Consider the following 22,405-nt stretch of genomic DNA (forward strand, 5'->3'; position numbering starts at 1 on the left):
GTTCGTCCTGCGTCGGGCCGGAATGGCTGCGTGTGACGACAGGGGGTGCATGATAGGGATGCGGACGGTTTTCGAGGGGCATGAAGGGACACGTCATATGGCGGACAAGACGCATCGCTACGCGGTCACGGTGCGCTGGACCGGCAATACCGGTGCTGGAACGCAGAATTATCGTGGATATGAACGTGCCCACGACATCGTCGCGGAGGGCAAGCCTGTCATTGCGGGATCGTCCGATCCTGCTTTTCGGGGCGATGCCGGCCGGTGGAATCCGGAGGAGTTGCTGGTCGCGTCGCTGTCCGCCTGCCACAAGCTGTGGTTTCTGGGCCTATGCGCGCAGGCCGGTATCGTGGTGACGGCGTATGAAGACGATGCGGAAGGCTGCATGATCGAAGAGGCGGACGGGGGCGGGCAATTCACCTCCGTCACGTTGCGCCCCCGGGTGACGGTTTCGGCCGGGTCGGATGTGGAGCAGGCCAGGGCGCTGCATGAGAAGGCCCATGGCCTGTGCTTTATCGCCCGATCCGTGAATTTTCCGGTGCGCAATGCGCCCGTGATTGTCAGGGAGCCGCCGGTCGATCGGTGATCGTCGGCGGCCCGGCCTGTCAGGCCTGGACGAGGCTGGTGTGCATGCCCAGGCGGGCCAGCAGGCGGGCATCGCGGCTGGCTTCGGGGTTGGGGGTGGTCAGCAGCTTTTCGCCGTAGAAGATCGAGTTGGCGCCGGCCAGGAAGCACAGGGTCTGGGCTTCGTCCGTCATGTCCTCGCGCCCGGCGGCCAGGCGGACGCGGCTGGCGGGCATGGCGATGCGGGCGGCGGCGATGATGCGCACGAAATCGATCGGGTCGACCGCCTCCGCCTCGGCCAGCGGGGTGCCGGCCACGCGCACCAGCAGGTTGATCGGCACGCTCTCGGGGTGTTTGGGCAGGCTGGCCAGGCTGGCGATCAGGCCGGCGCGGTCGCTTTCGTCCTCGCCCATGCCGACGATGCCGCCGCAGCAGACATTGATCCCGGCGTCACGGACATTGGACAGCGTGTCCAGCCGGTCCTGATAGGTGCGGGTGGAGATGATGTTGCCGTAATGCTCGGGCGAGGTGTCGAGATTATGGTTGTAGTAGTCCAGCCCGGCATCGCGCAGGCGCTGGGCCTGACGGGCGTCGAGCATGCCCAGGGTGACGCAGCTTTCCAGGCCCAGGGCCTTCACGCCCTCGACCATGGCGCAGACAGTCTCGAGATCATGATCCTTGGGCGAGCGCCAGGCGGCGCCCATGCAGAAACGCGCGGCCCCGGCATCGCGCGCGGCGCGGGCTTCCTTCAGCACGGCTTCCACCGCCATCAGGCGGCTGGCCTTGACGCCGCCATCCTCGTGCATCGCGCTCTGCGGGCAATAGGCGCAATCTTCCGGGCAGCCGCCGGTCTTGATCGAGAGCAGGGTGGAGATCTGCACCTCGGTGGGGTCGAAGCGGGCGCGGTGCACGCTCTGGGCCCGGAACAGCAGTTCGGGGAAGGGCAGGGCGATCAGCGCCGCGATTTCGTCGCGCGTCCAGTCGGTGCGGACCGGCGGAAGGGACGGATCGGCGAAAGCGGGCGATGCGGCCGGCATGAGACCATCGGGCATCGGGCGGGTTCCTGGACTGTTGGCGATAGGAGGCTGTTTCAAAAGCCCCGCTGGTGAGCGGGCGGTGGTTTTCAGGCATCGAAGCGGAGCGGCCTTGATGGCCGCGCGCCCCGAAGCGCAGGAAATCGCCGTCAGGCCGCCGCCAGCGGGGCTTTTGAAACAGCCTCGAAGGGACAACGCTGTGCCACAGAAGCGGGGGGTATGTCACCCATGTCGGTTTGTCGGGGCTTGTTTCGATCGTCCAGGAGGCAGGCAGGGCCTTGCGGAAAAAAATCGTTGACCGTTGAACAAGTGGGGCGGCCCGTGGCTATGCCCCGTTTTCCTGGGCTAACGAATAGAAAGCTCGCTCCGGCGGTGCTAGGGTGGACGGCTCGACACTGAACAAGGACGATCTGGTGCCGTTCCATCATACTCCGCTCAGTCGACGCAGGGGACGCCCGGCGAAGGGAACGCCCGCGGCGCGCGACGCCATGCTCGGCGCGGCCCTGCATGGATTCTCGCGGAAGGGCTATGACGGAACGGGGCTGCGGGAGATCGCGGAGGAGGCGGGCGTCGATCCCGCGCTGATTTCCCATCATTTCGGCTCGAAATTCGCCCTGTGGAAAGCGGTGGTGGACGAGATTGCGCTGCGCCTGGCCGCGGCGCGCCGGTCGATCGAGGAATTGCATGGCGCATCGGGGCCCACCGAAGAACGGGTGCGCGAAGGGCTGACGCGTTTCATCACGGCCAATTGCGATATTCCCGAACTGGCGAAATTTCTCTCCGACGAGATGAGCCTGCCCGGGGAGCGGCAGGAATATATCGTGCGTGAAATCTGGGAACCCTATCAGGACGCGATGCTGCCTTTGTTGCAGGAGGCCCGGGCGGACGGGTTGCTGCGCCATGACGGATCGCCCGAACTGACCCTGATGATGGTCATGGGGGCCGTGATGCTGCCGTTGCTGATGATGCGCCGGCGGGGGCTTTCGAAGGGGGACGAGGCGGAATTGTCGCGCCGGCTGATCTCGGACGTGTTGCCGATGGTACTGGCGGCCTGAGAGGGCGCGGTAACGCCGTCAGGCTGGGACGATCAGGGTGCCGCGTTGATCTGTTTCGTCCACAATGGAAGATTGTAGTAGTTGGTGACGCGCGCGATCTTGCCGCCCCGGATTACGAAGAAGGCACCGACCGGCAGGGCGTAGGTCTGGCCTGTTGCCGGGGGCAGGCCCTGTTCGGTCTTCAGATAGGCGCCATGGACGACGAATTCTGCCGCGGCGCGCGTGCCGTCCGGTGTCGTCATGATCACGAGATCCTTCGACTCCTCGCGATAGAATCCTTCCATGTGCCGCAGGAAGGTCTCGAATTGCGGACGGCCGATTTCCTGCCCGCCCTGGTTGATGTCATGGACGACATCCTCGGTCAGCAGGTCGAGGACGGCCGGGATATCCTCGCGATTGAAGGCGTCGTAATAGGCGCGGATCAGCGCCTGGGTCTGTTCGGCTGACATGGGTTTTCTTTCCTAGGTCGAGAAGGGGATGCGGCGGGCGACGGGAACCGTGACCGGCCAGTCGCGGCAATTGCGCACGGCGCCGTTTTCGCGCACCGCGTCCAGCGTGGCCGGATCGAGCGTGATGAAGATCCACCCGCCCTGGTCCAGCCTGCCTTCCGCCATGATGCCGTCGGCCGGGAAACCGCGATCGACCGGGCCGTAAACCCCGGCACAGCCATGGTTCTCGTCCAGCGTGGCCAGCCAGGGCGCGTCGCCCACGGTCGGCGAGACCGCGACGAAGCACTGGTTTTCCAGCGCGCGGGCCTGCGCCGAAATCCGCACCCGGTTGAAGCCGTGCATGGAATCGGTGCAGGTGGGCACCAGGATCAGCCATGCCTCGGCCTCGATCTGGGCGCGTGCCAGCATCGGGAATTCCGAATCATAGCAGACCGAGGTGCCGATCAGGCCCCACGGGGTTTCGAACACGCCGGGCGGATTGCCCGCGCGGACACCCCAGGATTCGTTCTCGAACCGGGTCATGACGTGTTTGTCCTGGAACGCGACCTGGCCGTCCGGGGCGATGAGGGGAGCGCGGTTGCGCACGCCTGCGGCCTCCGGCCGGGGGAGGGTGCCGGGCATCAGCCAGACCTTATGGCGCTGCGCCGTTTCGCGCATGATGTTCAGGATGGCGTCGCTGTACCGGCAGACGGCCTCCAGTTCCGCCGCCGGATCGGGTCGGTCGGTCAGTGCGGCGGCGGCTTCCATGCAGGAATATTCCGGCATCAGCAGCAGGTCGGCGTGCGGTGCGGCTTCTGCCACCAGGGCGTCCAGATGGCGGGCGTAATCCTCGATCGTGTGATTGCGTGCGACTTCCCAGGCCAGCACGCCCAGTCGGATTGGTTTGTTCATGCATCATGCTCCTGCGTTTCGAGGCTGGCGGGGATCGGCGTGCCGCGAAGCGGTTTGATGAAGAAATCGAGCGTGTGGGGTGTTTCGTCGGCGTGGCCCGGCTCTTTCCAGTCCAGTTCGCACGTCACGCCGGGCAGGGGGCGGAAGCCGCGGCGGGCCCAGAAGGCGTGCAGCGTTGTGGCGCCAGGCGGTCGGGCCGGATGATCGTCCGGGCGGCGCACCGAGCAGAAGGTCGCGAAACTGGCCAGGCTCGTCGCCAGCGCGTGGCGTTCGCGCTCTTCGAAGAAGCGTACGCCCAGCCCCTGACCGCGATAGGCATCGAGAAGCACGGACTCGCCGAAATAGAAGAAATCGTCCGCGCACAGGCCGCGTGTTTCGAAAGGCGCGCGAATGGCCTCCTGTTCGTCCCGCATCGGCAGGCAGGTGGAGGCGCCGACCACGCTGTCGCCGTCGCGGGCGATGATGACGGCTGCCCCTTCGCTGCGGACATAGAATTGGAGGTATTTTTCCTCGTAGGCTACGTCTCCGTCATACAGATAGGGCCAGTCGCGGAAGACGCCGATGCGCAGGCGGGCGAGATTCGGAAGAACCGGAATGATGCGCTCGCCTGTCAATGTTTCGATCGTCACGCGCATTCTGGCTGATCCTTTTCAGTTGCTTTTCCAGCCGGCCTGCGGCGAGGAAATCGGCGCAAGGGTGGCGTCGACCGCACTGCGCGCATCGTCCGGCGCGATCTTGACGACCAGGCCCCGCGCGCCGGCATTGACGTAGATATAGTCCTTGCTGGACGCGGCGGCGTCGATCACCACCGGCACCTGCGTTTTCTGGCCGAACGGGCTGATGCCGCCGACCTGGAAACCGGTCAATTCCTCGGCCTCGGCCGCCGGGATCATGCGGGCATTGCGGCCGCCGAACAGGGCTGCGACCTGCTTGAGATTGACCTTGCCGGCGGCGGGAACGATCAGGCACACGGGTTTTTCGCGGTCGACCCGCACCATCAGGGTCTTGAAGACGAATGAGGGATCTTCGCCGATGGCGGAGGCGGCCTGCATGCCGATCAGGGTGCCGGCGGGATCATATTCGTAGCGATGGACGCTGAATCGCACGCCGCGCTCCGTGAGGAAGGAGGTGCCCGCCGTCTTATCCTGCTGCATGCGGGCGCTCCCTCGCGCACATTAAATCACCGAATGTTGAATATAAGGCCGTCGGCGGAGCGTCAAGGGATGGGCGAGCGGGTCGGGGAGGGCAATTCGCAGGGCCACAAGACGGGTGATTCGTTTCAGGCGCGTGCCGATGGAAAGGCGTTGCCTCTCATTGCTCTCTTTACACTTCACAGGCCGGTCAGCGAAGATATCCTTAGGGATCAGGCCATTGCCCGGGATGGGAAAAGTCTGATATTTCGTATCCTGGGAGGCGATTCTATGAGTAATGATCCGAGACACATTATTATCCCGATCTTTTACAACCATCGGGGTGCCATGATTTTCCGTGATCGGCCGCTCAGGGTAAAGCCCACCCCCTCCACGATGCAGAGCATCCTGGGATTGGTTAATAAAAATTCTCTCCCAAAAGAAAAAACGATCTATCAGGACTATTTTTACTACGGGTTTGAATTCAATCCGAAGAAAATGCGTCTGGTAAACGCTCTCATGGGTGGTATTTTTGATTATTTCCATTCCATCGGGGTGACTTTTAACTACCCTGGAGTCGATCAGAGCTCGATCGCCGAGGACTGGGTCGGGAGGACGCGTTATCATGTCGTAGCCGTCATGGCCGATGTGCGTAACCCATATCTCTGTGCCTATGGCTATCTCGATCCGTCAACCAATGCCTTTATCGAGGACGACAACGAGACGAATCCGCGCTCCAAGATGAAGTCGCCTGCCGTATCCGTGGCGACAGTGAAGAATATGATCCGCAAGGGTGAGCTTGGTGAGGCGCATATTCGTCTGGCACAGGTGCAGCTATCCGCTCCGTGACAAAATAGATCTTTACTGGCTTCCATTCTCTTTAGCCGCGTGTCCCCTCAGTGCAGAAATGCGGTTCGGATTGGTAGATCTGGCTGCTTCGGGGATTTAGGCGACCTCGGCGGCAGGGCCCGCTCTTTCAGGTGAAATGCAGGTGCGAAGCGTGTTGGATTGCCGGCAGCGCGCGCCATTATCGCGATGACGATGTGCTGTTCTGGTCTCGGCGTCGGGTCGAATGCGGAAAATGTGACTGGCTTTTCTGGCCGGATGGATCGGTGTCTGAATATCTGATGTTCCTTGCGTGAAGAATGTCCGGAGGGCGGACGATGATTGGTGGGGCAACGAAGCTTTTCGGCCTGGTGGGGCATCCGGTCGCGCATGCCCGCACGCCTCAGGCGATGAATGCTCTCTTCGAACGCAACGGGCTTGATGCGGTCATGGTGCCGTTTGACGTTCCGGGGACGGATCTGGCGCGCTGTCTGGCGAGCCTGTCGCGCGTCGGGAATTTTCAGGGGATGGTGGTTACGGTTCCGCACAAGATGTCCGCGATCGCGCTGTGCCGGGATCTGACGCCCCGTGCCAGGCTGGCGGGGGCCGTCAATGTCATGCGCCGTGTCGGCGAGGATGCATTCGCGGGGGACATGCTGGATGGCGAGGGCTTTGTCGTCGGACTGGCTGCTGCCGGGCACTCGGTGGCCGGGCGACGGATCTGCATCGTGGGGGCCGGCGGGGCGGCCAGCGCGATTGCGGTGGCACTGGCCGAACGGCAGCCTGCGAAGCTGACCCTGATCAACCGTTCGCGGGAACGGCTTCTGGCGCTTCACGAGCGGCTGAGATTGCGGTTTCCGGATCTGGAGGTCGTGATCGGGGAGCATGTCGGAGGACATGATCTGGTCGTCAATGCGACCTCGCTCGGTCTGCGGGAGGACGATCCCTTGCCTTTCGATCCGGAGCAGATCGGGCCGGGTGTTCTGGTAGCCGAGGTGATCATGACGCCGGAGATCACGCCGATACTGCACGCGGTTGCCCGGCGGGGGGCTGCCATTCATGCGGGGCGGGCCATGCTGGACGGCCAGTTGGACGCGATTTTCCGTTATTTCTCGGAAGGCGGGCGGATTGCCGTTCGCCGGGGCCGGGAGGCCTGATCGGTCCGCCCCGAGGGGCGGACCGGGGGGTGTGTCAGGCGCGGCCCGTCAGCACGTCCAGCAGGGTCTGACCCAGCAGGGCCGGGCTGGCGGAGACGTGGATGCCGGCGTCGCGCAGGGCCTCGATCTTGGCGGCCGCCGTTTCGTGCCCGCCGGTGATGACCGCGCCGGCATGGCCCATGCGGCGCCCCGGCGGGGCCGTGGCACCGGCGATGAAGCCCACGACCGGCTTGCGGGTTCCGCTGTCGCGGATCAGGGTGGCGCCGTCGATTTCCGACGTGCCGCCGATCTCGCCGATCATGATGATCGAATCGGTGTCGGGGTCCGCGATGAAGCGTTCCAGCACGTCGGTGAAATCCATCCCCTTGACCGGGTCGCCGCCGATGCCGACGCAGGTGCTCTGCCCCAGCCCGACCGCTGTGGTCTGGGCCACCGCCTCGTAGGTCAGGGTGCCGGAGCGCGAGACGATGCCCACCTTGCCGGGGCGGTGGATCGCGCCGGGCATGATGCCGATCTTGCATTCGCCGGGGGTGATGATGCCGGGGCAGTTGGGGCCGATCAGCAGGCTGTCGGACCGGTGCAGCACCTGCTGCACACGCACCATGTCCAGCACCGGAATGCCTTCGGTGATGCAGACGATCAGGGGCACGCCGGCGGCGATTGCCTCGAGGATCGCATCGGCGGCGCCGGCGGGCGGCACGTAGATGACGCTGGCATCGACCCGCGTGGCCGTGCAGGCCTGGGCCACCGTATCGAAGACCGGCAGGCCGAGATGGGTCTCGCCGCCCCGGCCGGGGGTGACGCCGCCGACCAGTCTGGTGCCGTAGGCCAGGGCCTGTTCGGAATGGAAGGTGCCCTGGGCGCCGGTGAAGCCCTGGGTGATGACGCGCGTATCGCTATGGACCAGAATGGACATCAGGCGACTCCTTCCGCGCGCACGGCGGAAACGATCTTGCGGGCCGCATCGCCCAGGTCGCTGGCCGGGATGATCTTCAGGCCGGAGCGGGACAGGATTTCTTCGCCTTGCTCGACATTGGTGCCGGCCAGGCGGACCACCAGCGGCACGCGCAGGCCCGTCTCGTGCGAGGCGGCGACGATGGCTTCGGCGATGATGTCGCAGCGCATGATGCCGCCGAAGATGTTCACCAGGATGCCGCGCACCTTCTGGTCGGACAACACGATGCGGAACGCCGCCGCCACCCGCTCGCGCGAGGCGCCCCCGCCGACATCGAGGAAGTTGGCCGGTTCCTCGCCCTCCATCTTGATGATGTCCATGGTCGCCATGGCCAGGCCGGCCCCGTTGACCATGCAGCCGATGGTGCCGTCCAGCCCGACATAGGCCAGCCCGTGGCGCGCGGCCTCGCGCTCGCGGGGGTCTTCCTCGTTCTCGTCGCGCAGTTCCTCCAGTTCCGGATGGCGGAACAGGGCGTTGTCGTCGAAGCTCATCTTGGCGTCGAGCGCCACCAGATCGCCCGAGCCGGTGACGACCAGCGGATTGATCTCGACGATCGCGGCGTCCAGCGACACGAAGGCCTCGTAGGCCGCGCGCAGCACGGTGGTGAAGGCGCGGATCGAGCGGCCATGCAGGTCCAGCCGGGCCGCGAGGGTGCGGGCCTGGTAGTCGGACAGGCCGGTGGCGGGGTCGATTGATTCCTTCAGGATGCGTTCGGGCGTGGCGGCGGCGACGTCCTCGATCGCCATGCCGCCATCCTGCGACGCGACGATGACGATGCGGCCGGTGGCGCGATCGACCAGCAGGGAGAGATAGAGTTCGCGCGCGATCTCGCAGCCGGCCTCGATATAGAGGCGGCGGACGACGCGTCCGGCTGGGCCGGTCTGGCGGGTGATGAGGGTGCTGTCCAGCATCGCGACGGCGGCCTGCTGCGCATCGTCGGGGGTGCGGGCCAGGCGGACGCCGCCCTTGCCGCCGGGATCGTCGGCGAAATGGCCGGCGCCACGGCCGCCGGCATGGATCTGCGCCTTGACGACCACGATCGGGCCGCCGATCGTGCGGGCAGCCACCAGGGCCTCGTCGGGTGAACGGACGACCCGCCCGTCCAGCACGGGCATGCCGAATCCCTTCAACAGGGCTTTCGCCTGATATTCATGTATGTTCATACGGTTATGATCCGCGTTTGTTGTCATTGCGCCAGGGGGAGGCCGGGCGGTGTGCCGGTCGCGTATGCGCCGACTATCGTCTGCATGGCATAATCGGACGGTTTATGCCATCTCCCAGGCTGAAAAGGACTTGTTCAGGCTTCGTATATGCCCTTCTGCACGGAAGGGCGGGAGAGAGGGAAACGGGGCATGATGGCATGAAAGACGGAGCACGATGAAACACTGGCGCATTGAGCAGATGGATTGGGACAGTTTCGATCCGGCCCGTGTCGATCCCGACATCGTCCAGCTGGTCAAGGCGGCATCGGTCGTTGAGCGGAACGGCGTGGATTACGCGCTCTATCTGAACAATGTGTTCTTCGATGACCCGGCCTTCCGCGAGGCGGCGGACAATTGGGCGATCGAGGAAGTGCAGCATGGCGACGCCCTGGGGCGGTGGGCGATGCTGGCCGATCCGTCATGGGATTATCCGCAGGCGTTCGAACGCTACCGCAAATCGTACAAGCTGGAGCTGGAGGTCGATCGGTCCATTCGCGGGTCGCGCACCGGGGAACTGATTGCGCGCTGCATGGTGGAGACCGGGACGTCGTCCTTCTATACCGCGCTGGCCGATGCCACGGAGGAGCCGCTGCTGAAGGCGATCTGCCGGCAGATCGCAGCGGACGAATACAGGCATTTCAAGCTGTTCTACGACCACATGAACCGTTACCTGAAGCGCGAGAAGCTGGGCGTGTGGCAGCGTATGCGTATCGCGCTGGGCCGGGTGACGGAGAGCGAGGACGACGAGCTGGCCTCGGCCTACCACACCACCAACGAGCCGGCCGGCATGCCCTACGACCATGGCCGATGCATTGCGGCTTATATGGCGCGGGCAATGCGCTATTATCAGCCCAGGCACACCGTGCGCGTCACCGGCATGGTCCTGAAGACCATCGGGATCGCGCCGCATGGCTGGGTGCATGAACTGGTCGCGCGGGGCATGTATCATCTGATCCGCATACGGCAGAAGAAATTCGCGCGTCAGGCGGCCTTGGCCTGACGGGGACGGGAACCTGGAGGGAGTGACGATGTTGGTGCGCAAAATGATCGCGGCCGCGAGCCTCGGCCTGACCGCGGCGGTATTATGCCCGGCGGGGGCCGCGCTGGCCCAGCCTTATTCCCTGCCGATCGCGACGTCGCCCGCAGCGCCGCCGCCCCCCGATGCCGCCGCTGTCGCGGTGCAGCAGGACCTGGCCCAGGTCGGCGTTGCCGCGTTTACCGCGCCCGCCTTTCGGCCGGCCCTGATCCGGCATGTGGTGCTGTTCCGCTTTCTCAAGGACGTGACGCCGTTTCAGAAGGCCGAGATCGCCCGGCGTTTCCTGGAGCTGGCGGCCGATTCCCGCCGTCCCGACGGTCGGCCGGTGGTTGAATCGATCGAGACCGGTTTTCAGAACAGTGGCGAGGGCGTGGATGAGGGGTACCAGATGGGGTTCCTGGTCAGTTTCCGCTCGGAAGGGGACCGGAATTATTATGTCGGTCGTCCGGTCGTGACCCAGCCGGGATTCTTCGATCCCGCGCATGATGCCTTCAAGGCCTTCGCAGCGCCGTACCTGGCTGGCGTCATGACGTTCGATTATCGCGTGGCGGCGCTGGCGCGTCCGCCGGAGCCTGTGAAAACCGCTGGATCGCGGGCTGGGCACCGCAAATAAACCATCATACTGTATCCCGTTCGTAATAGAATTAAGGGAAACGGGATGTCGGATTCCAGGCGATATGGGCGGAGCGGTTCGGCGCGGCGCGCATGGTTGTGCGGCGTCGCGCTGCTGACGGCGGCGAGTTGGGGTGGCGGGGCGCGGGCGGCCGAGCAGGCCGTGGCGGCGAAGGTGGCCGACGGGGTCGACGCGCCGTCCTATGGCGCCTGGGGCTTCGACGTGGCCGGACGGGATCTGTCGATCGCGCCGGGCAACAATTTCTTCGGCTACGCCAACGGCCAGGCGGTGCACGACATCGTCATCCCGCCCGACATGACGGCCTATGGGCCGTTCAACATGCTGCACGAACTGTCGCGCAAGCGTGTGCAGGGCATTCTGAACGACCTGTCGGCCCATCCGGTGGCCGAGCCCGCGACGGTCGACCAGAAGCTGGGCACCTTCTACGCGACCTTCATGGACGAGAAGGGGATCGAAGCCCTGGGGACCCGGCCGCTGGCGTCGGATCTGGATGCCGTGCGCGCGGTGAGCGACCGGACAGCCTTCGCCGCCCTGCTGGGACGCGCCCAGACGGGATTCCAGTATTCGCTGTTCGGGCTGGGTATCCAGCCGGACGCCAAGGACCCGACCGTCTACGCGCTGATGCTGGACCAGGCGGGCCTGGGCATGCCGGATCGGGATTATTATCTGAAGCCTGAGCTGGCGGCGAAGAAGACCGCCTACCAGGCCTATGTCCAGCAGGCCCTGACCCTGATCGGCTGGCCGGATGCCGCGCGGCAGGCCCAGGCCATCGTGGCATTCGAAACGCGGCTGGCGCAGGTCCACTGGGCGCGGCAGGACCTGCGCGACCCCGACAAGATCTATAACCCGATCACGGTCGTCGACCTGGCCAAGCGTGCGCCGGGCTTCGACTGGACGGCCTATCTGACCGGCGCCGAACTGCCCGAGACGATCGTGAAATCGGGCACGCTGATCGTCGGCGAACCTGATGCCATTATCGGCGAGGCCCGCATTGCGTCGGAAACGCCCCTGGATACGCTGCGGGCCTGGCTGGCCTTCCATCTGGTGGACAATGCCGCGCACTACCTGCCCAAGGCGTTCGTCCAGGCGTCGTTCGACTTCAACGACAAGACGCTGGGTGGCCAGCCGCAATTGCCCGACCGGTGGAAGCGCGGCGTGACCGCCACCGGCAATGCGATGGGCATGGCGCTGGGCCAGACCTATGTCGCGCGTTATTTCCCGCCGGAATACCGGCAGATGATGGAGTCGCTGACCACCGAGCTGAAGGCGACCTTCCGCGTGCGGTTGCAGCATAATGCGTGGATGGGCCCGCAGACGCGTGCGGCCGCTGTGCAGAAGCTGGACCATTTCACCATCCAGATCGGCTATCCCAAGCGCTGGCGGGATTATGCGACGCTCGTCGTCAAGCAGGGGGATGCCTATGGCAATGCCGGGCGCGCCGTGGGCTTCGAATGGCGCTACTGGCTGGGCCATCTGGGCCACCGGGTCGATCGGGACGAGTGGGACATGACCCCGCAGACGGTCAATGCCTACAACAACCCGCTGTTCAACGAGGTTGTGTTCCCGGCCGCGATCCTGCAGCCGCCCTTCTTCAACCCCAAGGCTGACCCGGCGATCAATTATGGTGCGATCGGCGGTGTGATCGGCCACGAGATGACGCATTCCTTCGACGATGAGGGGCGCAAGTTCGACTATCTGGGCCGCCTGAAGGAATGGTGGACCAAGGACGACGAGGCCCGCTTCAACAAGCTGGCCGATCGCTTCGGCAAGCAGTACGACGCGTTTGAGGTGCTGCCGGGCGCGCATGTGAATGGCAAGCTGACGATGGGCGAGAACATCGCCGATCTTGGCGGCCTGACCCTGGCGCTGGATGCCTATCATGCCTCGCTGCACGGCAAGCCGGCCCCGGTGATCGGCGGCCTGACGGGGGACCAGCGCGTGTTCCTGGGCTGGGCGCAGGTCTGGCGGCAGAAGCTGCGTGACGACACCGTTCGCCAGCGGGTGATGACGGACCCGCACTCGCCGCCGCAGGCGCGGGTCAATATCCCCATGCACAATATCGATGCCTGGTACAAGGCCTGGAACGTCAAGCCGGGCGACACGCTGTATCTGAAGCCCGAGGACCGGGTGAAGATCTGGTAACGGCGGGGAGCCTCGCACGCCGGGAGCAGGGGGCATGCAGGGACGGTTTTTTGGCGTTCCGCCCCTTGCGCAAACGGGTGCCACCTGCTGGAACCACCTCGTGATCGGGGAGAGGTGCGATGACGACGGTGACGCTTGGCCATCCGGAAACCATCCTGCATGCGGCAGCCGCGGCGGCGGTGGTGCGTGTGCTGGAAGCCTATGACCTGGAGGTCGAATATGTCACCGGCAGCCAGGACGAACTGACGGCCGCGATGAAGGCGGGCGGGATCGACCTGTTCGTGTCCGCATGGCTGCCCGATGTCGATGCCCGGTGGTTGGACCCGTCGCTGGGCATGGATGTGCTGGGTGAGTTGTACAAGCCCGTCTTCGGCTGGTTCATGCCCGAAGGGTGCGCGCCGGATGTGGCCTCGATTGCCGATCTGGGACGCGATGACGGGGTGGTCAATCGCAATATCGTGGCGCCGGAATCGGCTCTCGAACGGGTTCGGCTCGGCGTTGGGGCCTATGGGCTGACGGAGCGCGGCTTTACCATCGAGGCCCGTCCCGATGAGGAAGCCTATCAGCACGCGGCAAAGGCGATCGAAGCCGGCGAGGCGTCGATCCTGCCCTTGTGGCAGCCGCATTTCCTGCATCATGGCGGCCGGCTGCGGCCGCTGGAGGACCCCAGGAACGTGCTGGCCGGCGAGCAGGCCGCCCGGATGCTGGTGCGCCGGGAGGCACGCGCGGAACTGGATTCCGACCTGCTGGACGAGCTGGACGAGCTGATGCTGGGCCACAAGGTGGTGAGCGCGCTGGAATATGCCGTTCGCTGCGACGGCATGAGCACCGACGAGGCGGCTGAGGCCTGGCAGCGCGGAAAGCTTCTGCCCCGCTAGGGCCATGGAGCATGCTGATTATCTGACCATTGGAACGGCCGGCGACCTGAGCGAAGCCGATTACTGGCTGTTCGGGGCCATACGGCCGCGTTCATGCCCGTTGTGCGTGCTGGTTGCCGGGGGCGACGCCGCCGTTGCGGCCCGGCTGGCCGAGGCATTCGGTGCCGGAGGACGGCCCGGTGCGGTTGCCTTTCTCGCGCCCGGCGCGCAGCCCGCGCATTCTGTTCATGACTATATCGACTGCGACCTGAGCGCGGATGCGGACCCGCGGGCACGACTGGGAGCCCTGGCCGGCCTGCTGGCGCCCGGCGGGGGGATGCGGATCGCGGTCGCCGCGCCGGATGGGCGTGGTGGCGGCTACGATGTCGCGGGGCTGTTCGACCTGCTGGCGGCGGTCGGATTGGCGCCAGTCTGCCTGATGGCGCCGCTGGAATATGACCCCGCGCTGCTGGATGCTGAGCCAGCCTTTTGTACCGACCTTGATTTCCAGCCTGATCGCGCCCGGGCCTGTCTGACCGAATCGCGGGCGGGGGAGCGGGCGTTCCATGTGGCTTATGTCCGCCGGGTGGGGGATTGGGTGCGGCGGGCCGATCCGATGGACCGGGATGCTGTGCCGGTTCTGCATGGCGGGGACGGGTTCGCCCTTTCACGGCTTATGCGGCCGGATAACCGCCTGCCGGTTCGTCTGGGCGGCCATGTGGTGCTGGTGCCGGTACCGTCGCAATCGCGCGGGCTGCTGCCACTGATCGATGGCAGGCGCACGATTGGGGACCTGATGGCGATTCTGGACAATCGGGGCGTGGAAGCCGATCAGTTCCGGCAGGTCTGGCGGACGATGTTTGCCACTTTCGCGGGGCTGAACCGGCTTCTGCTTCAGGCACCGCCGTGACCGGGCGGCCGGATGCGCCGTTCGCCATCGTGATCTTCGGGGCGGCGGTGCGTCCCGATGGTACGCCCACGCCGACATTGCGTCGCCGGGTGGCGGCCGCGGTCGCCTTCGGGCGGATGTGCGCGGCGCCGCTGTTCGTGCCGACCGGCGGCAGCCTGGATGGGCGCCCGGCCGAGGCGCCCGTGATGGCGGACCTGCTGCGTCGGGCGGGTATTCCGGACACGGCGATCATGATCGAGGCGACGGCGCGCGATACGCTGGATTCGGTGCTGGCCTGTTCCGCGCTGCTGCGGGCGCGGGGCTATCGCGGCCCCGTTGCGGTTGCCAGCAGCGCGTACCACCTGCCGCGTTGCCTGGTGCTGATGCGGTTGGCCGGTTGGCGGGTGGTGCGGGTGCCGCCGCCGCCCGTGCCGGCCGCCCGGCGGCTGGCGCGCCGGTGGTTCTGGCGCCTGCGCGAGGTCCCGGCCCTGCCGTGGGATGCCTTGCTGCTGCTGTGCCGTCGCCGGGATGGCGTGCCCCGCGATTGACAGGCGCCGCGTCCTGTCGGCATCTCGCGGACCGGAACGCGAGATTTCTTTTGGATAATGAGGACAGCATGACCGTTCACGCCTTCATCTTCCCCGGTCAGGGTAGCCAGTCCGTTGGGATGGGGGCCGAACTGGCCGCTGCCTTCGCACCGGCGCGCGAGGTGTTCGAGGAAGTCGATGACGCGCTGGAGCAGAAGCTCTCGACCCTGATGTTCGAAGGGCCGATGGAGGAACTGACCCGCACTGAAAATACGCAGCCTGCCCTGATGGCGGTGTCGTTGGCGGTGCTGCGGGTGCTGGAGAAGGAAGGCGGGCTGGAGCTGAAGCGCGCGGCCGCGCTGGTGGCCGGTCATTCGCTGGGTGAGTATTCGGCATTGGCGGCGGCGAGGTCGCTGGGGATTGCCCAGACGGCGCGCCTGCTGCGCCTGCGCGGCACGGCGATGCAGAAGGCGGTGCCGGCGGGCGAAGGCGGCATGGCCGCGCTGATTGGTGTGGACCTTGAGCAGGCGCGTGCGATCTGCGCCGAGGCCGCGATCCTGCGCGTGGAGGGCGAGCCGGACCGGAGCGAGATCATCGAGGTCGCCAATGATAATGGCGGCGGGCAGATCGTCATTTCGGGCCGGGCGACGGCCATCGAGCGCGCGATCGCGGTCGCCAAGGCGCGCGGGGTGAAGCGGGCGGTGGTGCTGCCGGTTTCGGCGCCGTTCCATTGCTCGCTGATGGCGCCGGCGGCCGATGCGATGGGTGAGGCGCTGGAACGGGCCGAGATCGCCGCGCCGGTGGTGCCGCTGGTGGCCAATGTCTCGGCGGCGAAGGTGACCGACCCGCAGGCGATTCGCGACCTGCTGGTGCGCCAGGTGACGGGCACCGTGCGCTGGCGCGAGAGTGTCGAGGCCATGACGGCGATGGGCGTCGACAGTTTCGTGGAACTGGGGGCCGGCAAGGTCCTGTCGGGGCTGGTCCGGCGCATCGCACCCGAAGCGGCGACACGCTCGGTCGGCACCCCGGCGGATATCGAGGCGTTCCTCGCGTCTCTCTGACGGCGAGGCTGTGATGAGTGGTTTTTCAGGCAAGGACGGGCTGATGTTCAGGTTGGATGGCAAGACCGCGCTGGTGACGGGCGCATCGGGGGGGATCGGCGCCGCGATTGCGCGGACCCTGCATGCCCAGGGGGCGCGGGTGGTGCTTTCCGGTACGCGTGAGGCCGTGCTGGCCGCGGTGGCGGCCGAGATCGCGCCCGATGGCGAGCGGGTCCATGTGTGCCCGGCCGACCTGTCCGACCCGGCCGCGGCCGATGCGCTGGTGTCGGCCGCCGAGGTCGCGGCCGGCGCGCCGCTGGACATCCTGGTCAACAATGCCGGCCTGACGCGTGACGGGCTGGCGATTCGCATGAAGGACGAGGACTGGAACCGCGTCCTCGAGGTGGACCTGGCGGCGCCCTTCCGCCTGTGCCGCGCCGTGCTGAAGGGCATGCTGCGCCGCCGGGCCGGGCGAATCGTCAGCATCGCCTCGATCGTCGGTGTGACCGGCAATGCCGGCCAGGCGAATTATGCGGCGGCCAAGGCGGGCATGATCGGCATGACCAAGTCCCTGGCGCAGGAAGCCGGGTCGCGCGGCGTGACCGTCAATGTCGTGGCGCCGGGCTTCGTCCAGACCGCGATGACCGATGTGCTCTCGGAAGGGCAGCGCGAGAAGCTGCTGGGCGGCATTCCGCTGGGTCGCATGGGAAAGCCCGAGGATATTGCTGCCGCCGTCGCCTATCTGACGTCGGACGAGGCCGGCTGGATCACGGGCACGACGCTGAACGTCAACGGCGGGATGGCGATGCCCTGATCGCCGGGGGAGCACGCTGATTCCGCTGGACGCAGGCAGGGATATGGCGGACAACAATCCGATTTTGCGGGGCCGGTTTCGGGGTTTGGCAGCGGATTGTGACGGAAAGAAGATCCGCCGCCTTGGCTATTGCCGGGGAACCGTGCTAATCCGCCGCTGCTTCGTCCGGAAGCGGGCTGGGCATGTTCCGGCGGTTCCGCTTCGCGGGACGTCAGACAGGACGAATGAATTTCGAACCGCCCGTATCTCATTGGGGCAGACAGGAAGCGAAGACAGATGAGCGAAATCGCTGACAAGGTTAAGAAGATTGTGGTCGAGCACCTCGGTGTCGAGGAAAGCAAGGTCACGCCGGAGGCCTCCTTCATCGACGATCTGGGCGCGGACAGCCTGGACACGGTCGAACTGGTGATGGCCTTCGAAGAGGCTTTCAGCGTCGAGATCCCGGAAGATGCGGCTGAGAAGATCGCCACCGTGAAGGACGCGATCGACTACATCGAGAAGCAGAAGGCCGCCTGAGGCTGCTATTACCGAACGTCGGATTTTGTGATCAGGGAGCGGTGCGGGTTGATACAATCTGCCGGAGGAGCGTCGGGACATCGACGCGTTGTTGTTACCGGTATGGGCATTGTCAGCCCGCTCGGGCTCGGGCTCGAACATAACTGGTCGCGCCTGATCGCCGGCGAAAGCGGGATCGGCCGCATCGCCTCGTTCGATCCATCGGACCTGCCGGCGCATGTCGCCGGCGAGGTGCCGGGGGGGCCGACCGAGGCGGGCGGCCTGACCCTGTCCGACTGGGTCCCGGTCAAGGACCAGAAGAAGATGGATCGCTTCATCCATCTGGGCCTTGTCGCGGCGACCGAGGCGGTCGAGGATTCCGGGTGGAAGCCCGAATCCGAGGAAGATCGGTGCCGGACCGGCGTGATGATCGGTTCGGGCATCGGTGGCCTGCAGACGATTTATGATGCGTCGATCACGGTGCATGAGGGACGGGCCCGCCGCCTGTCGCCCTTCTTCATTCCGTCGGCGCTGATCAACCTGGTCTCCGGCCATGTTTCGATCAAATACGGCTTCAAGGGCCCCAACCATTCGGTCGTGACCGCGTGCGCCACCGGTGTGCATGCGATCGGCGATGCGTCGCGTCTGATCATGCTCGGTGATGCCGACGTGATGGTCGCGGGCGGTGCCGAAGCGGCTGTCTGCCCGTTGGGAATTGCGGGCTTCAGTTCGGCGCGTGCGCTGTCCACCGCGTTCAATGACGCGCCGGAAAAGGCCTCGCGCCCCTGGGACCGTGATCGCGACGGCTTCGTCATGGGCGAAGGTGCCGGCATCGTGGTGCTGGAAGAATACGAGCACGCGAAGGCGCGCGGCGCCAAGATCTATGGCGAGATCATCGGATATGGCATGTCCGGCGACGCCTACCACATCACCGCGCCGGCCGAAGGGCATGAGGGTGCGTATCGCGCCATGCAGTCGGCTGTGCGCAGCGCCGGTATTGCGGTCTCCGACATCGGCTATGTGAACGCCCATGGGACGTCGACCATGGCGGACGATCTGGAATTGCAGGCGGTCGAGCGTCTGTTCGGTGACGCCGCGAGCCAGGTTGCGATGTCGTCGACCAAATCGGCCATCGGTCATCTGCTGGGTGCTGCCGGCGCCGTCGAAGCGATTTTCTCGATCCTGGCGATCCGCGACAATGTCGCGCCGCCGACGCTGAACCTGGACAATCCGTCCACTGAAAGCGTGATCGACCGGGTGGCGCATGAAGCCCAGCGCCGCCAGATCGACATTGCCCTGTCGAACAGCTTCGGCTTCGGTGGCACCAACGCCAGCATCATTGTACGCGGCGTCTGACCTGCTCCCGGGCCGGTCTGGCCCGGACAGACGGATCGGGCTGCCGGCCTGATCCGCGTCCGGGGTTCTTGTCTTTGGCATCGTGACGCGGAAGAAGAGCATCATGCTCAAGCGTCTTCTGATTTTCAGCCTGAGTCTGCTGCTGGTAATCTGCGCGGCAGGCGGGGGCATTGCCGCCTGGGGATGGTGGCAATATGGCGCGCCTGGACCGGCGCCCGAATCCCGCGCGGTGGTCATTCCCCGTGGCGGCCTGACCAGTACGGCGGCAACCTTGCAGCATGAAGGCGTGATCGCGCCGGGCCGTGTCGGCAGCCTGCTGTTTCGCGTGGCCGTTCATCTTACGCGTCATGATGGTGTCCTGCATGCGGCGGAACTGGAGTTTCCGGCCCATGCTTCGCTTCGCGACGTGCTGCTCGTGCTGCGCCATGGCAAGCCGGTGGTGCATTGGCTGACGGTGGCCGAGGGCCTTTCCGCCCTTCAGGTGGCGGAACTGATCGACCGCGCGCCGGTGCTGGCTGGCCCGCCGCTTTCGCCGCCGGCCGAGGGTGCTGTCCTGCCGCAGACTTACGATTATGAATGGGGAACGCCGCGCGCTGTCCTGCTGGGGCGAATGCAGGCGGCGATGGAGGCGGCGCTGGATGCGGTCTGGCGTGATCGGGCGCCCGTGCCGGAAATTCCCGATCGGCGGACGTTGCTTGTCCTCGCCTCGATGGTGGAGCGTGAGACCGCGATTGCGGGCGAGCGCCCGTTGGTGGCCCGCGTCTTCATCAACCGGCTGCGCCTTGGCATGCGGCTGCAATCCGATCCGACCGTGGTTTATGGGATCAATCGGGGCGCCGGGCCGCTGGGCCATGCCCTGACGCGGGCCGAACTGGAAGCGCCGGGTGCCTACAACACGTACACGCTGCCGGGCCTGCCGGCCGGACCGATCTGCTCGCCCGGTCGGGCGTCACTGGATGCGGTGGCGCATCCCGCCGAGAGCGATGCGCTGTATTTTGTGGCCGATGGGAGCGGGGGGCATGCCTTCGCCAGCAGTCTGGCGGAGCATAATCGCAATGTCGGAGCCTGGCGCGCCCGCCAGGCTCCGGGCAAGTGACTTCAGGGGGGTGAAAGAGGCTGGCTGCTGACGGGGCCGGATGCAGGGACATTGACCTGTGACGGCTCGCCCGCGCCGGGCTGGGCATAGGCCGGAGGCGACATGGACGGCGCGCCGGCGGTGGCCCTGGCCTGCACTTCGCTCAGCGCGGCGCGCAGGGGGTCGGCACCGGGATTGTTGACCCGCATCGAGACGACGATGTCCTCGGGGCCGACGATCTGGTTGTAATAAGCGCGATTTGCGCCGCTGTTGACCGTCAGTTTCGAACCGCCCAGCGCCGCGCCGGCAAACAGGCCCTTGGATTTCTGCAAGGCCATGATGTCGGTATTGCGCTCGCCCGCCGTGCCGCTTTCGATGCCGGACCCCATCGTCGCGAAGGACGCGGCGGCGTTGGCGCCGAACTGGAACTGGCTGTCCAGCAGCGCCTGCAGGCCGCGATCGGTCATGACGAAGAACATCATCTGGGAATCCTGCATGCCGAGCTGGATTCCGACATTGGCCGAGCTGAGCGTGTAGAAGGCAGGATCGGACCACGATCCCCTGGCGTCGCGCGACAGCAGGGCGCAGCCGCCGCCCGCACCGCCGAAGCCGATCGACATGCGGAAGATGGACGGGCAGACCATCACCGCGCGGGCCTGGGTCATGTAGCGGGTGATCTTGCTGTTCGGGCCGGCGCCGTTGAACATCTCGCGCACCGTCAGGGTGGCGCGGTCAACCAGGGCCTGCTGCCGTTCGCCCGCAGCCAGGGCCGGCGCCGCCGGCAGTGCCAGCGCAATGGCCGCCAGGGCCAGGGTTGTGCGGGAAAGACCGTCTCGCAAGGGCATGCTCCGTATGTTCGGCTGGGCGTGCGGTGGGCCACCGACCCACGCCCACTTCTGCCGGATTTTTATGGCGTAACCATGGCTGGCGGCAGTCGATCAGTCCAGCGGTACTGCAAGCGCCGCGGCCAGATCGTCGGCGATTCCGGGTGCCGTCGCAAGCAGGGTGATGCCGCCGTCCAGCCCGCCATCCCGCAGGAAGGGGGAGAAGCGGGCCCCGGCTTCCTCCAGCATGACCAGCGCCGCCGCGACGTCCCACAGATTGATGACCATTTCCAGATAGCCGTCCTGTCGGCCACACGCGACATCGGCCAGGGCCAGCGCGCCGGAGCCGCCGGAGCGGGGCATGGCGCCCAGTTCCAGGATCGCGGCCATCTTGGCCGCATAGACGCCGTCCGGGACCTTGTTGCTCCATCCCATCTCGACCATCGCGGACCTTGTATCCGTCACCGGCGAGGCCTGGATCGGCCGGCCGTTGAGGAAGGCGCCGTGGCCCCGCACGGCGGTATAGATCTCGTTCAGGGCCGGGGCATGGATGATGCCGGCGACCGGCTGGTCGCCATCCATCAGGCCCAGCGAGACGCACCAGCGCGGACGGCCGCGCGCGTAGTTGGATGTGCCGTCGATGGGGTCGACCACCCAGCGTAACTGGCCGGTACGGGTGCGTCCTTCTTCCTCGCCCTGGAAGCCGTCCTCGGGGAACAGGGCGCCGATCCGTTCGGAAATCAGGGCCTCGACCGCGCCATCGGCTTCGGTCAGCCAGTCCTGGGCGCTCTTCTGCTTGCCCGAGGGGCCGCCCGGCGGCGGGCGCATCGCCATGGCCAGATCGGCCGCGTCGCGGACGATGGAGCGCGCGGCCTCGAACCGGCACAGGATGGCGGCATCGGACATCGGGAAACCTTTCAGGGGTGGTTGGATGGGGCGGAGCGCGATCATTCGGCCCGCAGCGCCGTCCGCAGGGCCGTGGTGATGGCGGGGTCGTCCAGACGGGCCAGCCGTGCGGCCGCCTGGGTGGCGAACAGCCATGTCAGCTTCCGTCGCCGTGCGGAGGGCAGGGCAGTCGTGGCCGGTGGCCGCAGGATGGCGGCTTCGGCGATCACGTTCAGGCCGTCGGGGATGGTATCGGTGTCGGCGACCATGATCCCGGTCGCCTCGGGCAGCAGGGAGATGGGGAAAGTGCGATCGACGGCGAAGAAAAGCTGGTCGCACCAATCGCGGTAGCTGGCCCATTTCCTGTCGGTCAGGAAGTCGCGGGGGCCGGATTTGATTTCGATGCAGACGAATCCGTTATCGGGCCGCAGGGCCATGACATCCGCCCGGCGTCCATCCGGCAGGACCAGTTCGTTCAGTGCCGCCCAGCCCATCTGGCCGCAGAGATGATTGACCGCGCGGCGGATGGCGATCTGGTTCTGGACGGGGTCGATGGGCATCCTGCGCAC

25 protein-coding genes are annotated in these 22,405 nt (G+C 66.2%); 15 read left to right on the forward strand and 10 right to left on the reverse strand.

What is annotated here, in order from left to right; all coding sequences use genetic code 11:
* Nucleotides 1-97: 97 nt before the first annotated feature.
* Nucleotides 98-586 carry an OsmC family protein gene (locus HLH35_RS09200; RefSeq protein WP_182978851.1) on the forward strand — a complete coding sequence of 163 codons (489 nt, stop codon included), beginning with the start codon at nucleotides 98-100 and terminating at the stop codon, nucleotides 584-586.
* Between the two features lie 19 nt (nucleotides 587-605).
* Here the strand turns inward: HLH35_RS09200 and bioB are convergent, their stop codons facing one another.
* A complete protein-coding gene (gene bioB / locus HLH35_RS09205; RefSeq protein WP_182964002.1) occupies nucleotides 606-1,616 on the reverse strand; it encodes a biotin synthase BioB in 1,011 nt (336 codons plus the stop codon).
* A 362-nt stretch (nucleotides 1,617-1,978) separates the two neighbouring features.
* Here bioB and HLH35_RS20200 point away from each other — a divergent pair, with 362 nt between their 5' ends.
* Entirely contained in the window at nucleotides 1,979-2,653 is a 675-nt protein-coding gene (locus HLH35_RS20200) for a TetR/AcrR family transcriptional regulator (RefSeq protein WP_338029321.1), read from the forward strand.
* Nucleotides 2,654-2,685: 32 nt separating this feature from the next.
* Here HLH35_RS20200 and HLH35_RS09215 read toward each other — a convergent pair whose 3' ends face one another.
* The 4 genes from HLH35_RS09215 to ybaK are packed head-to-tail and all read right to left on the reverse strand — an operon-like array spanning nucleotide 2,686 to nucleotide 5,147.
* On the reverse strand, nucleotides 2,686-3,102 hold the full coding sequence (locus HLH35_RS09215; protein ID WP_182978852.1) for a ketosteroid isomerase-related protein: 417 nt from the start codon (nucleotides 3,100-3,102) through the stop codon (nucleotides 2,686-2,688).
* A 12-nt stretch (nucleotides 3,103-3,114) separates the two neighbouring features.
* Nucleotides 3,115-3,993 carry a carbon-nitrogen hydrolase family protein gene (locus HLH35_RS09220; protein WP_182978853.1) on the reverse strand — a complete coding sequence of 293 codons (879 nt, stop codon included), beginning with the start codon at nucleotides 3,991-3,993 and terminating at the stop codon, nucleotides 3,115-3,117.
* On the reverse strand, nucleotides 3,990-4,628 hold the full coding sequence (locus tag HLH35_RS09225; protein ID WP_182978854.1) for a GNAT family N-acetyltransferase: 639 nt from the start codon (nucleotides 4,626-4,628) through the stop codon (nucleotides 3,990-3,992). The genes HLH35_RS09220 and HLH35_RS09225 overlap by 4 nt, the downstream gene beginning before the upstream one ends.
* A gap of 15 nt (nucleotides 4,629-4,643) precedes the next feature.
* The gene (gene ybaK / locus HLH35_RS09230; protein ID WP_182978855.1) at nucleotides 4,644-5,147 is read right to left on the reverse strand and encodes a Cys-tRNA(Pro) deacylase; all 504 of its coding nucleotides are present in this window, start codon (nucleotides 5,145-5,147) and stop codon (nucleotides 4,644-4,646) included.
* 69 nt (nucleotides 5,148-5,216) lie between these two features.
* On the opposite strand from ybaK, the gene HLH35_RS09235 reads away from it, so the two are divergent.
* Together HLH35_RS09235 and HLH35_RS09240 are read left to right on the forward strand one after the other, a co-directional pair.
* Nucleotides 5,217-5,972 (forward strand): hypothetical protein, encoded by a 756-nt coding sequence (locus HLH35_RS09235; RefSeq protein WP_182978856.1) that lies wholly within the window; start codon nucleotides 5,217-5,219, stop codon nucleotides 5,970-5,972.
* A gap of 314 nt (nucleotides 5,973-6,286) precedes the next feature.
* Nucleotides 6,287-7,105, forward strand: coding sequence for a shikimate dehydrogenase family protein (locus tag HLH35_RS09240; RefSeq protein WP_182978857.1), 819 nt, complete (start codon nucleotides 6,287-6,289; stop codon nucleotides 7,103-7,105).
* Nucleotides 7,106-7,139: 34 nt separating this feature from the next.
* Here HLH35_RS09240 and sucD read toward each other — a convergent pair whose 3' ends face one another.
* Both sucD and sucC read right to left on the reverse strand, forming a co-directional pair.
* Entirely contained in the window at nucleotides 7,140-8,021 is an 882-nt protein-coding gene (gene sucD / locus HLH35_RS09245) for a succinate--CoA ligase subunit alpha (RefSeq protein ID WP_182978858.1), read from the reverse strand.
* Complete coding sequence (sucC, locus tag HLH35_RS09250) at nucleotides 8,021-9,223, reverse strand: ADP-forming succinate--CoA ligase subunit beta (protein ID WP_182978859.1); 1,203 nt, start codon at nucleotides 9,221-9,223, stop codon at nucleotides 8,021-8,023. Before sucC ends, sucD begins: the two co-directional genes overlap by 1 nt.
* 214 nt (nucleotides 9,224-9,437) lie before the next feature.
* Here sucC and HLH35_RS09255 point away from each other — a divergent pair, with 214 nt between their 5' ends.
* The 11 genes from HLH35_RS09255 (at nucleotide 9,438) to mltG (ending at nucleotide 20,148) form a co-directional block, all read left to right on the forward strand.
* Nucleotides 9,438-10,262, forward strand: coding sequence for an acyl-ACP desaturase (locus HLH35_RS09255; protein WP_182978860.1), 825 nt, complete (start codon nucleotides 9,438-9,440; stop codon nucleotides 10,260-10,262).
* Nucleotides 10,263-10,290: 28 nt separating this feature from the next.
* On the forward strand, nucleotides 10,291-10,911 hold the full coding sequence (locus tag HLH35_RS09260) for a Dabb family protein (protein ID WP_182978861.1): 621 nt from the start codon (nucleotides 10,291-10,293) through the stop codon (nucleotides 10,909-10,911).
* A gap of 45 nt (nucleotides 10,912-10,956) precedes the next feature.
* Nucleotides 10,957-13,074 (forward strand): M13 family metallopeptidase, encoded by a 2,118-nt coding sequence (locus tag HLH35_RS09265; RefSeq protein WP_182978862.1) that lies wholly within the window; start codon nucleotides 10,957-10,959, stop codon nucleotides 13,072-13,074.
* Nucleotides 13,075-13,193: 119 nt separating this feature from the next.
* Nucleotides 13,194-13,952 (forward strand): glycine betaine ABC transporter substrate-binding protein, encoded by a 759-nt coding sequence (locus HLH35_RS09270; RefSeq protein ID WP_182978863.1) that lies wholly within the window; start codon nucleotides 13,194-13,196, stop codon nucleotides 13,950-13,952.
* Between the two features lie 4 nt (nucleotides 13,953-13,956).
* Entirely contained in the window at nucleotides 13,957-14,841 is an 885-nt protein-coding gene (locus HLH35_RS09275; RefSeq protein ID WP_182978864.1) for a hypothetical protein, read from the forward strand.
* Nucleotides 14,838-15,368 carry an ElyC/SanA/YdcF family protein gene (locus HLH35_RS09280; RefSeq protein WP_182978865.1) on the forward strand — a complete coding sequence of 177 codons (531 nt, stop codon included), beginning with the start codon at nucleotides 14,838-14,840 and terminating at the stop codon, nucleotides 15,366-15,368. The genes HLH35_RS09275 and HLH35_RS09280 overlap by 4 nt, the downstream gene beginning before the upstream one ends.
* A 68-nt stretch (nucleotides 15,369-15,436) precedes the next feature.
* Complete coding sequence (gene fabD, locus HLH35_RS09285) at nucleotides 15,437-16,408, forward strand: ACP S-malonyltransferase (RefSeq protein ID WP_182978866.1); 972 nt, start codon at nucleotides 15,437-15,439, stop codon at nucleotides 16,406-16,408.
* A 43-nt stretch (nucleotides 16,409-16,451) separates the two neighbouring features.
* Nucleotides 16,452-17,201: a 3-oxoacyl-[acyl-carrier-protein] reductase gene (gene fabG, locus HLH35_RS09290; RefSeq protein ID WP_182978902.1), complete on the forward strand. Its 750-nt coding sequence runs from the start codon at nucleotides 16,452-16,454 to the stop codon at nucleotides 17,199-17,201.
* A 276-nt stretch (nucleotides 17,202-17,477) separates the two neighbouring features.
* On the forward strand, nucleotides 17,478-17,717 hold the full coding sequence (locus HLH35_RS09295; RefSeq protein ID WP_012227163.1) for an acyl carrier protein: 240 nt from the start codon (nucleotides 17,478-17,480) through the stop codon (nucleotides 17,715-17,717).
* Between the two features lie 48 nt (nucleotides 17,718-17,765).
* Complete coding sequence (gene fabF, locus HLH35_RS09300) at nucleotides 17,766-19,052, forward strand: beta-ketoacyl-ACP synthase II (RefSeq protein ID WP_182978867.1); 1,287 nt, start codon at nucleotides 17,766-17,768, stop codon at nucleotides 19,050-19,052.
* 103 nt (nucleotides 19,053-19,155) lie between these two features.
* Entirely contained in the window at nucleotides 19,156-20,148 is a 993-nt protein-coding gene (mltG, locus tag HLH35_RS09305; RefSeq protein ID WP_182978868.1) for an endolytic transglycosylase MltG, read from the forward strand.
* A 2-nt stretch (nucleotides 20,149-20,150) separates the two neighbouring features.
* On the opposite strand, the gene HLH35_RS09310 is transcribed toward mltG, so the two are convergent.
* The 3 genes from HLH35_RS09310 to HLH35_RS09320 form a co-directional block, all read right to left on the reverse strand.
* On the reverse strand, nucleotides 20,151-20,972 hold the full coding sequence (locus HLH35_RS09310; protein WP_182978869.1) for a lipid-binding SYLF domain-containing protein: 822 nt from the start codon (nucleotides 20,970-20,972) through the stop codon (nucleotides 20,151-20,153).
* A 93-nt stretch (nucleotides 20,973-21,065) separates the two neighbouring features.
* Nucleotides 21,066-21,857 carry an inositol monophosphatase family protein gene (locus tag HLH35_RS09315; protein ID WP_182978870.1) on the reverse strand — a complete coding sequence of 264 codons (792 nt, stop codon included), beginning with the start codon at nucleotides 21,855-21,857 and terminating at the stop codon, nucleotides 21,066-21,068.
* Between the two features lie 41 nt (nucleotides 21,858-21,898).
* Nucleotides 21,899-22,396, reverse strand: coding sequence for an MmcB family DNA repair protein (locus HLH35_RS09320; RefSeq protein ID WP_182978871.1), 498 nt, complete (start codon nucleotides 22,394-22,396; stop codon nucleotides 21,899-21,901).
* Nucleotides 22,397-22,405: the final 9 nt, after the last annotated feature.

The organism is Gluconacetobacter asukensis (genome assembly GCF_014174375.1).
Taxonomy (GTDB): Bacteria; Pseudomonadota; Alphaproteobacteria; order Acetobacterales; family Acetobacteraceae; genus Gluconacetobacter; species Gluconacetobacter asukensis.

Bases quoted from the DNA above. Each gene is read 5' to 3' on its own strand.
- HLH35_RS09295 (WP_012227163.1), top strand. From the start codon at position 17,478: ATGAGCGAAATCGCTGACAAGGTTAAGAAGATTGTGGTCGAGCACCTC.
- sucD (WP_182978858.1), bottom strand. From the start codon at position 8,021: ATGTCCATTCTGGTCCATAGCGATACGCGCGTCATCACCCAGGGCTTC.
- fabG (WP_182978902.1), top strand. From the start codon at position 16,452: ATGTTCAGGTTGGATGGCAAGACCGCGCTGGTGACGGGCGCATCGGGG.
- HLH35_RS09235 (WP_182978856.1), top strand. From the start codon at position 5,217: ATGGGCGAGCGGGTCGGGGAGGGCAATTCGCAGGGCCACAAGACGGGT.
- HLH35_RS09275 (WP_182978864.1), top strand. From the start codon at position 13,957: ATGGAGCATGCTGATTATCTGACCATTGGAACGGCCGGCGACCTGAGC.
- sucC (WP_182978859.1), bottom strand. From the start codon at position 9,223: ATGAACATACATGAATATCAGGCGAAAGCCCTGTTGAAGGGATTCGGC.
- ybaK (WP_182978855.1), bottom strand. From the start codon at position 5,147: ATGCAGCAGGATAAGACGGCGGGCACCTCCTTCCTCACGGAGCGCGGC.
- HLH35_RS09320 (WP_182978871.1), bottom strand. From the start codon at position 22,396: ATGCCCATCGACCCCGTCCAGAACCAGATCGCCATCCGCCGCGCGGTC.
- HLH35_RS09265 (WP_182978862.1), top strand. From the start codon at position 10,957: ATGTCGGATTCCAGGCGATATGGGCGGAGCGGTTCGGCGCGGCGCGCA.
- HLH35_RS09225 (WP_182978854.1), bottom strand. From the start codon at position 4,628: ATGCGCGTGACGATCGAAACATTGACAGGCGAGCGCATCATTCCGGTT.
- HLH35_RS09260 (WP_182978861.1), top strand. From the start codon at position 10,291: ATGTTGGTGCGCAAAATGATCGCGGCCGCGAGCCTCGGCCTGACCGCG.
- fabD (WP_182978866.1), top strand. From the start codon at position 15,437: ATGACCGTTCACGCCTTCATCTTCCCCGGTCAGGGTAGCCAGTCCGTT.
- HLH35_RS09240 (WP_182978857.1), top strand. From the start codon at position 6,287: ATGATTGGTGGGGCAACGAAGCTTTTCGGCCTGGTGGGGCATCCGGTC.
- bioB (WP_182964002.1), bottom strand. From the start codon at position 1,616: ATGCCCGATGGTCTCATGCCGGCCGCATCGCCCGCTTTCGCCGATCCG.
- HLH35_RS09255 (WP_182978860.1), top strand. From the start codon at position 9,438: ATGAAACACTGGCGCATTGAGCAGATGGATTGGGACAGTTTCGATCCG.
- HLH35_RS09200 (WP_182978851.1), top strand. From the start codon at position 98: ATGGCGGACAAGACGCATCGCTACGCGGTCACGGTGCGCTGGACCGGC.
- HLH35_RS09310 (WP_182978869.1), bottom strand. From the start codon at position 20,972: ATGCCCTTGCGAGACGGTCTTTCCCGCACAACCCTGGCCCTGGCGGCC.
- HLH35_RS09220 (WP_182978853.1), bottom strand. From the start codon at position 3,993: ATGAACAAACCAATCCGACTGGGCGTGCTGGCCTGGGAAGTCGCACGC.
- HLH35_RS09215 (WP_182978852.1), bottom strand. From the start codon at position 3,102: ATGTCAGCCGAACAGACCCAGGCGCTGATCCGCGCCTATTACGACGCC.
- HLH35_RS09315 (WP_182978870.1), bottom strand. From the start codon at position 21,857: ATGTCCGATGCCGCCATCCTGTGCCGGTTCGAGGCCGCGCGCTCCATC.
- HLH35_RS09270 (WP_182978863.1), top strand. From the start codon at position 13,194: ATGACGACGGTGACGCTTGGCCATCCGGAAACCATCCTGCATGCGGCA.
- mltG (WP_182978868.1), top strand. From the start codon at position 19,156: ATGCTCAAGCGTCTTCTGATTTTCAGCCTGAGTCTGCTGCTGGTAATC.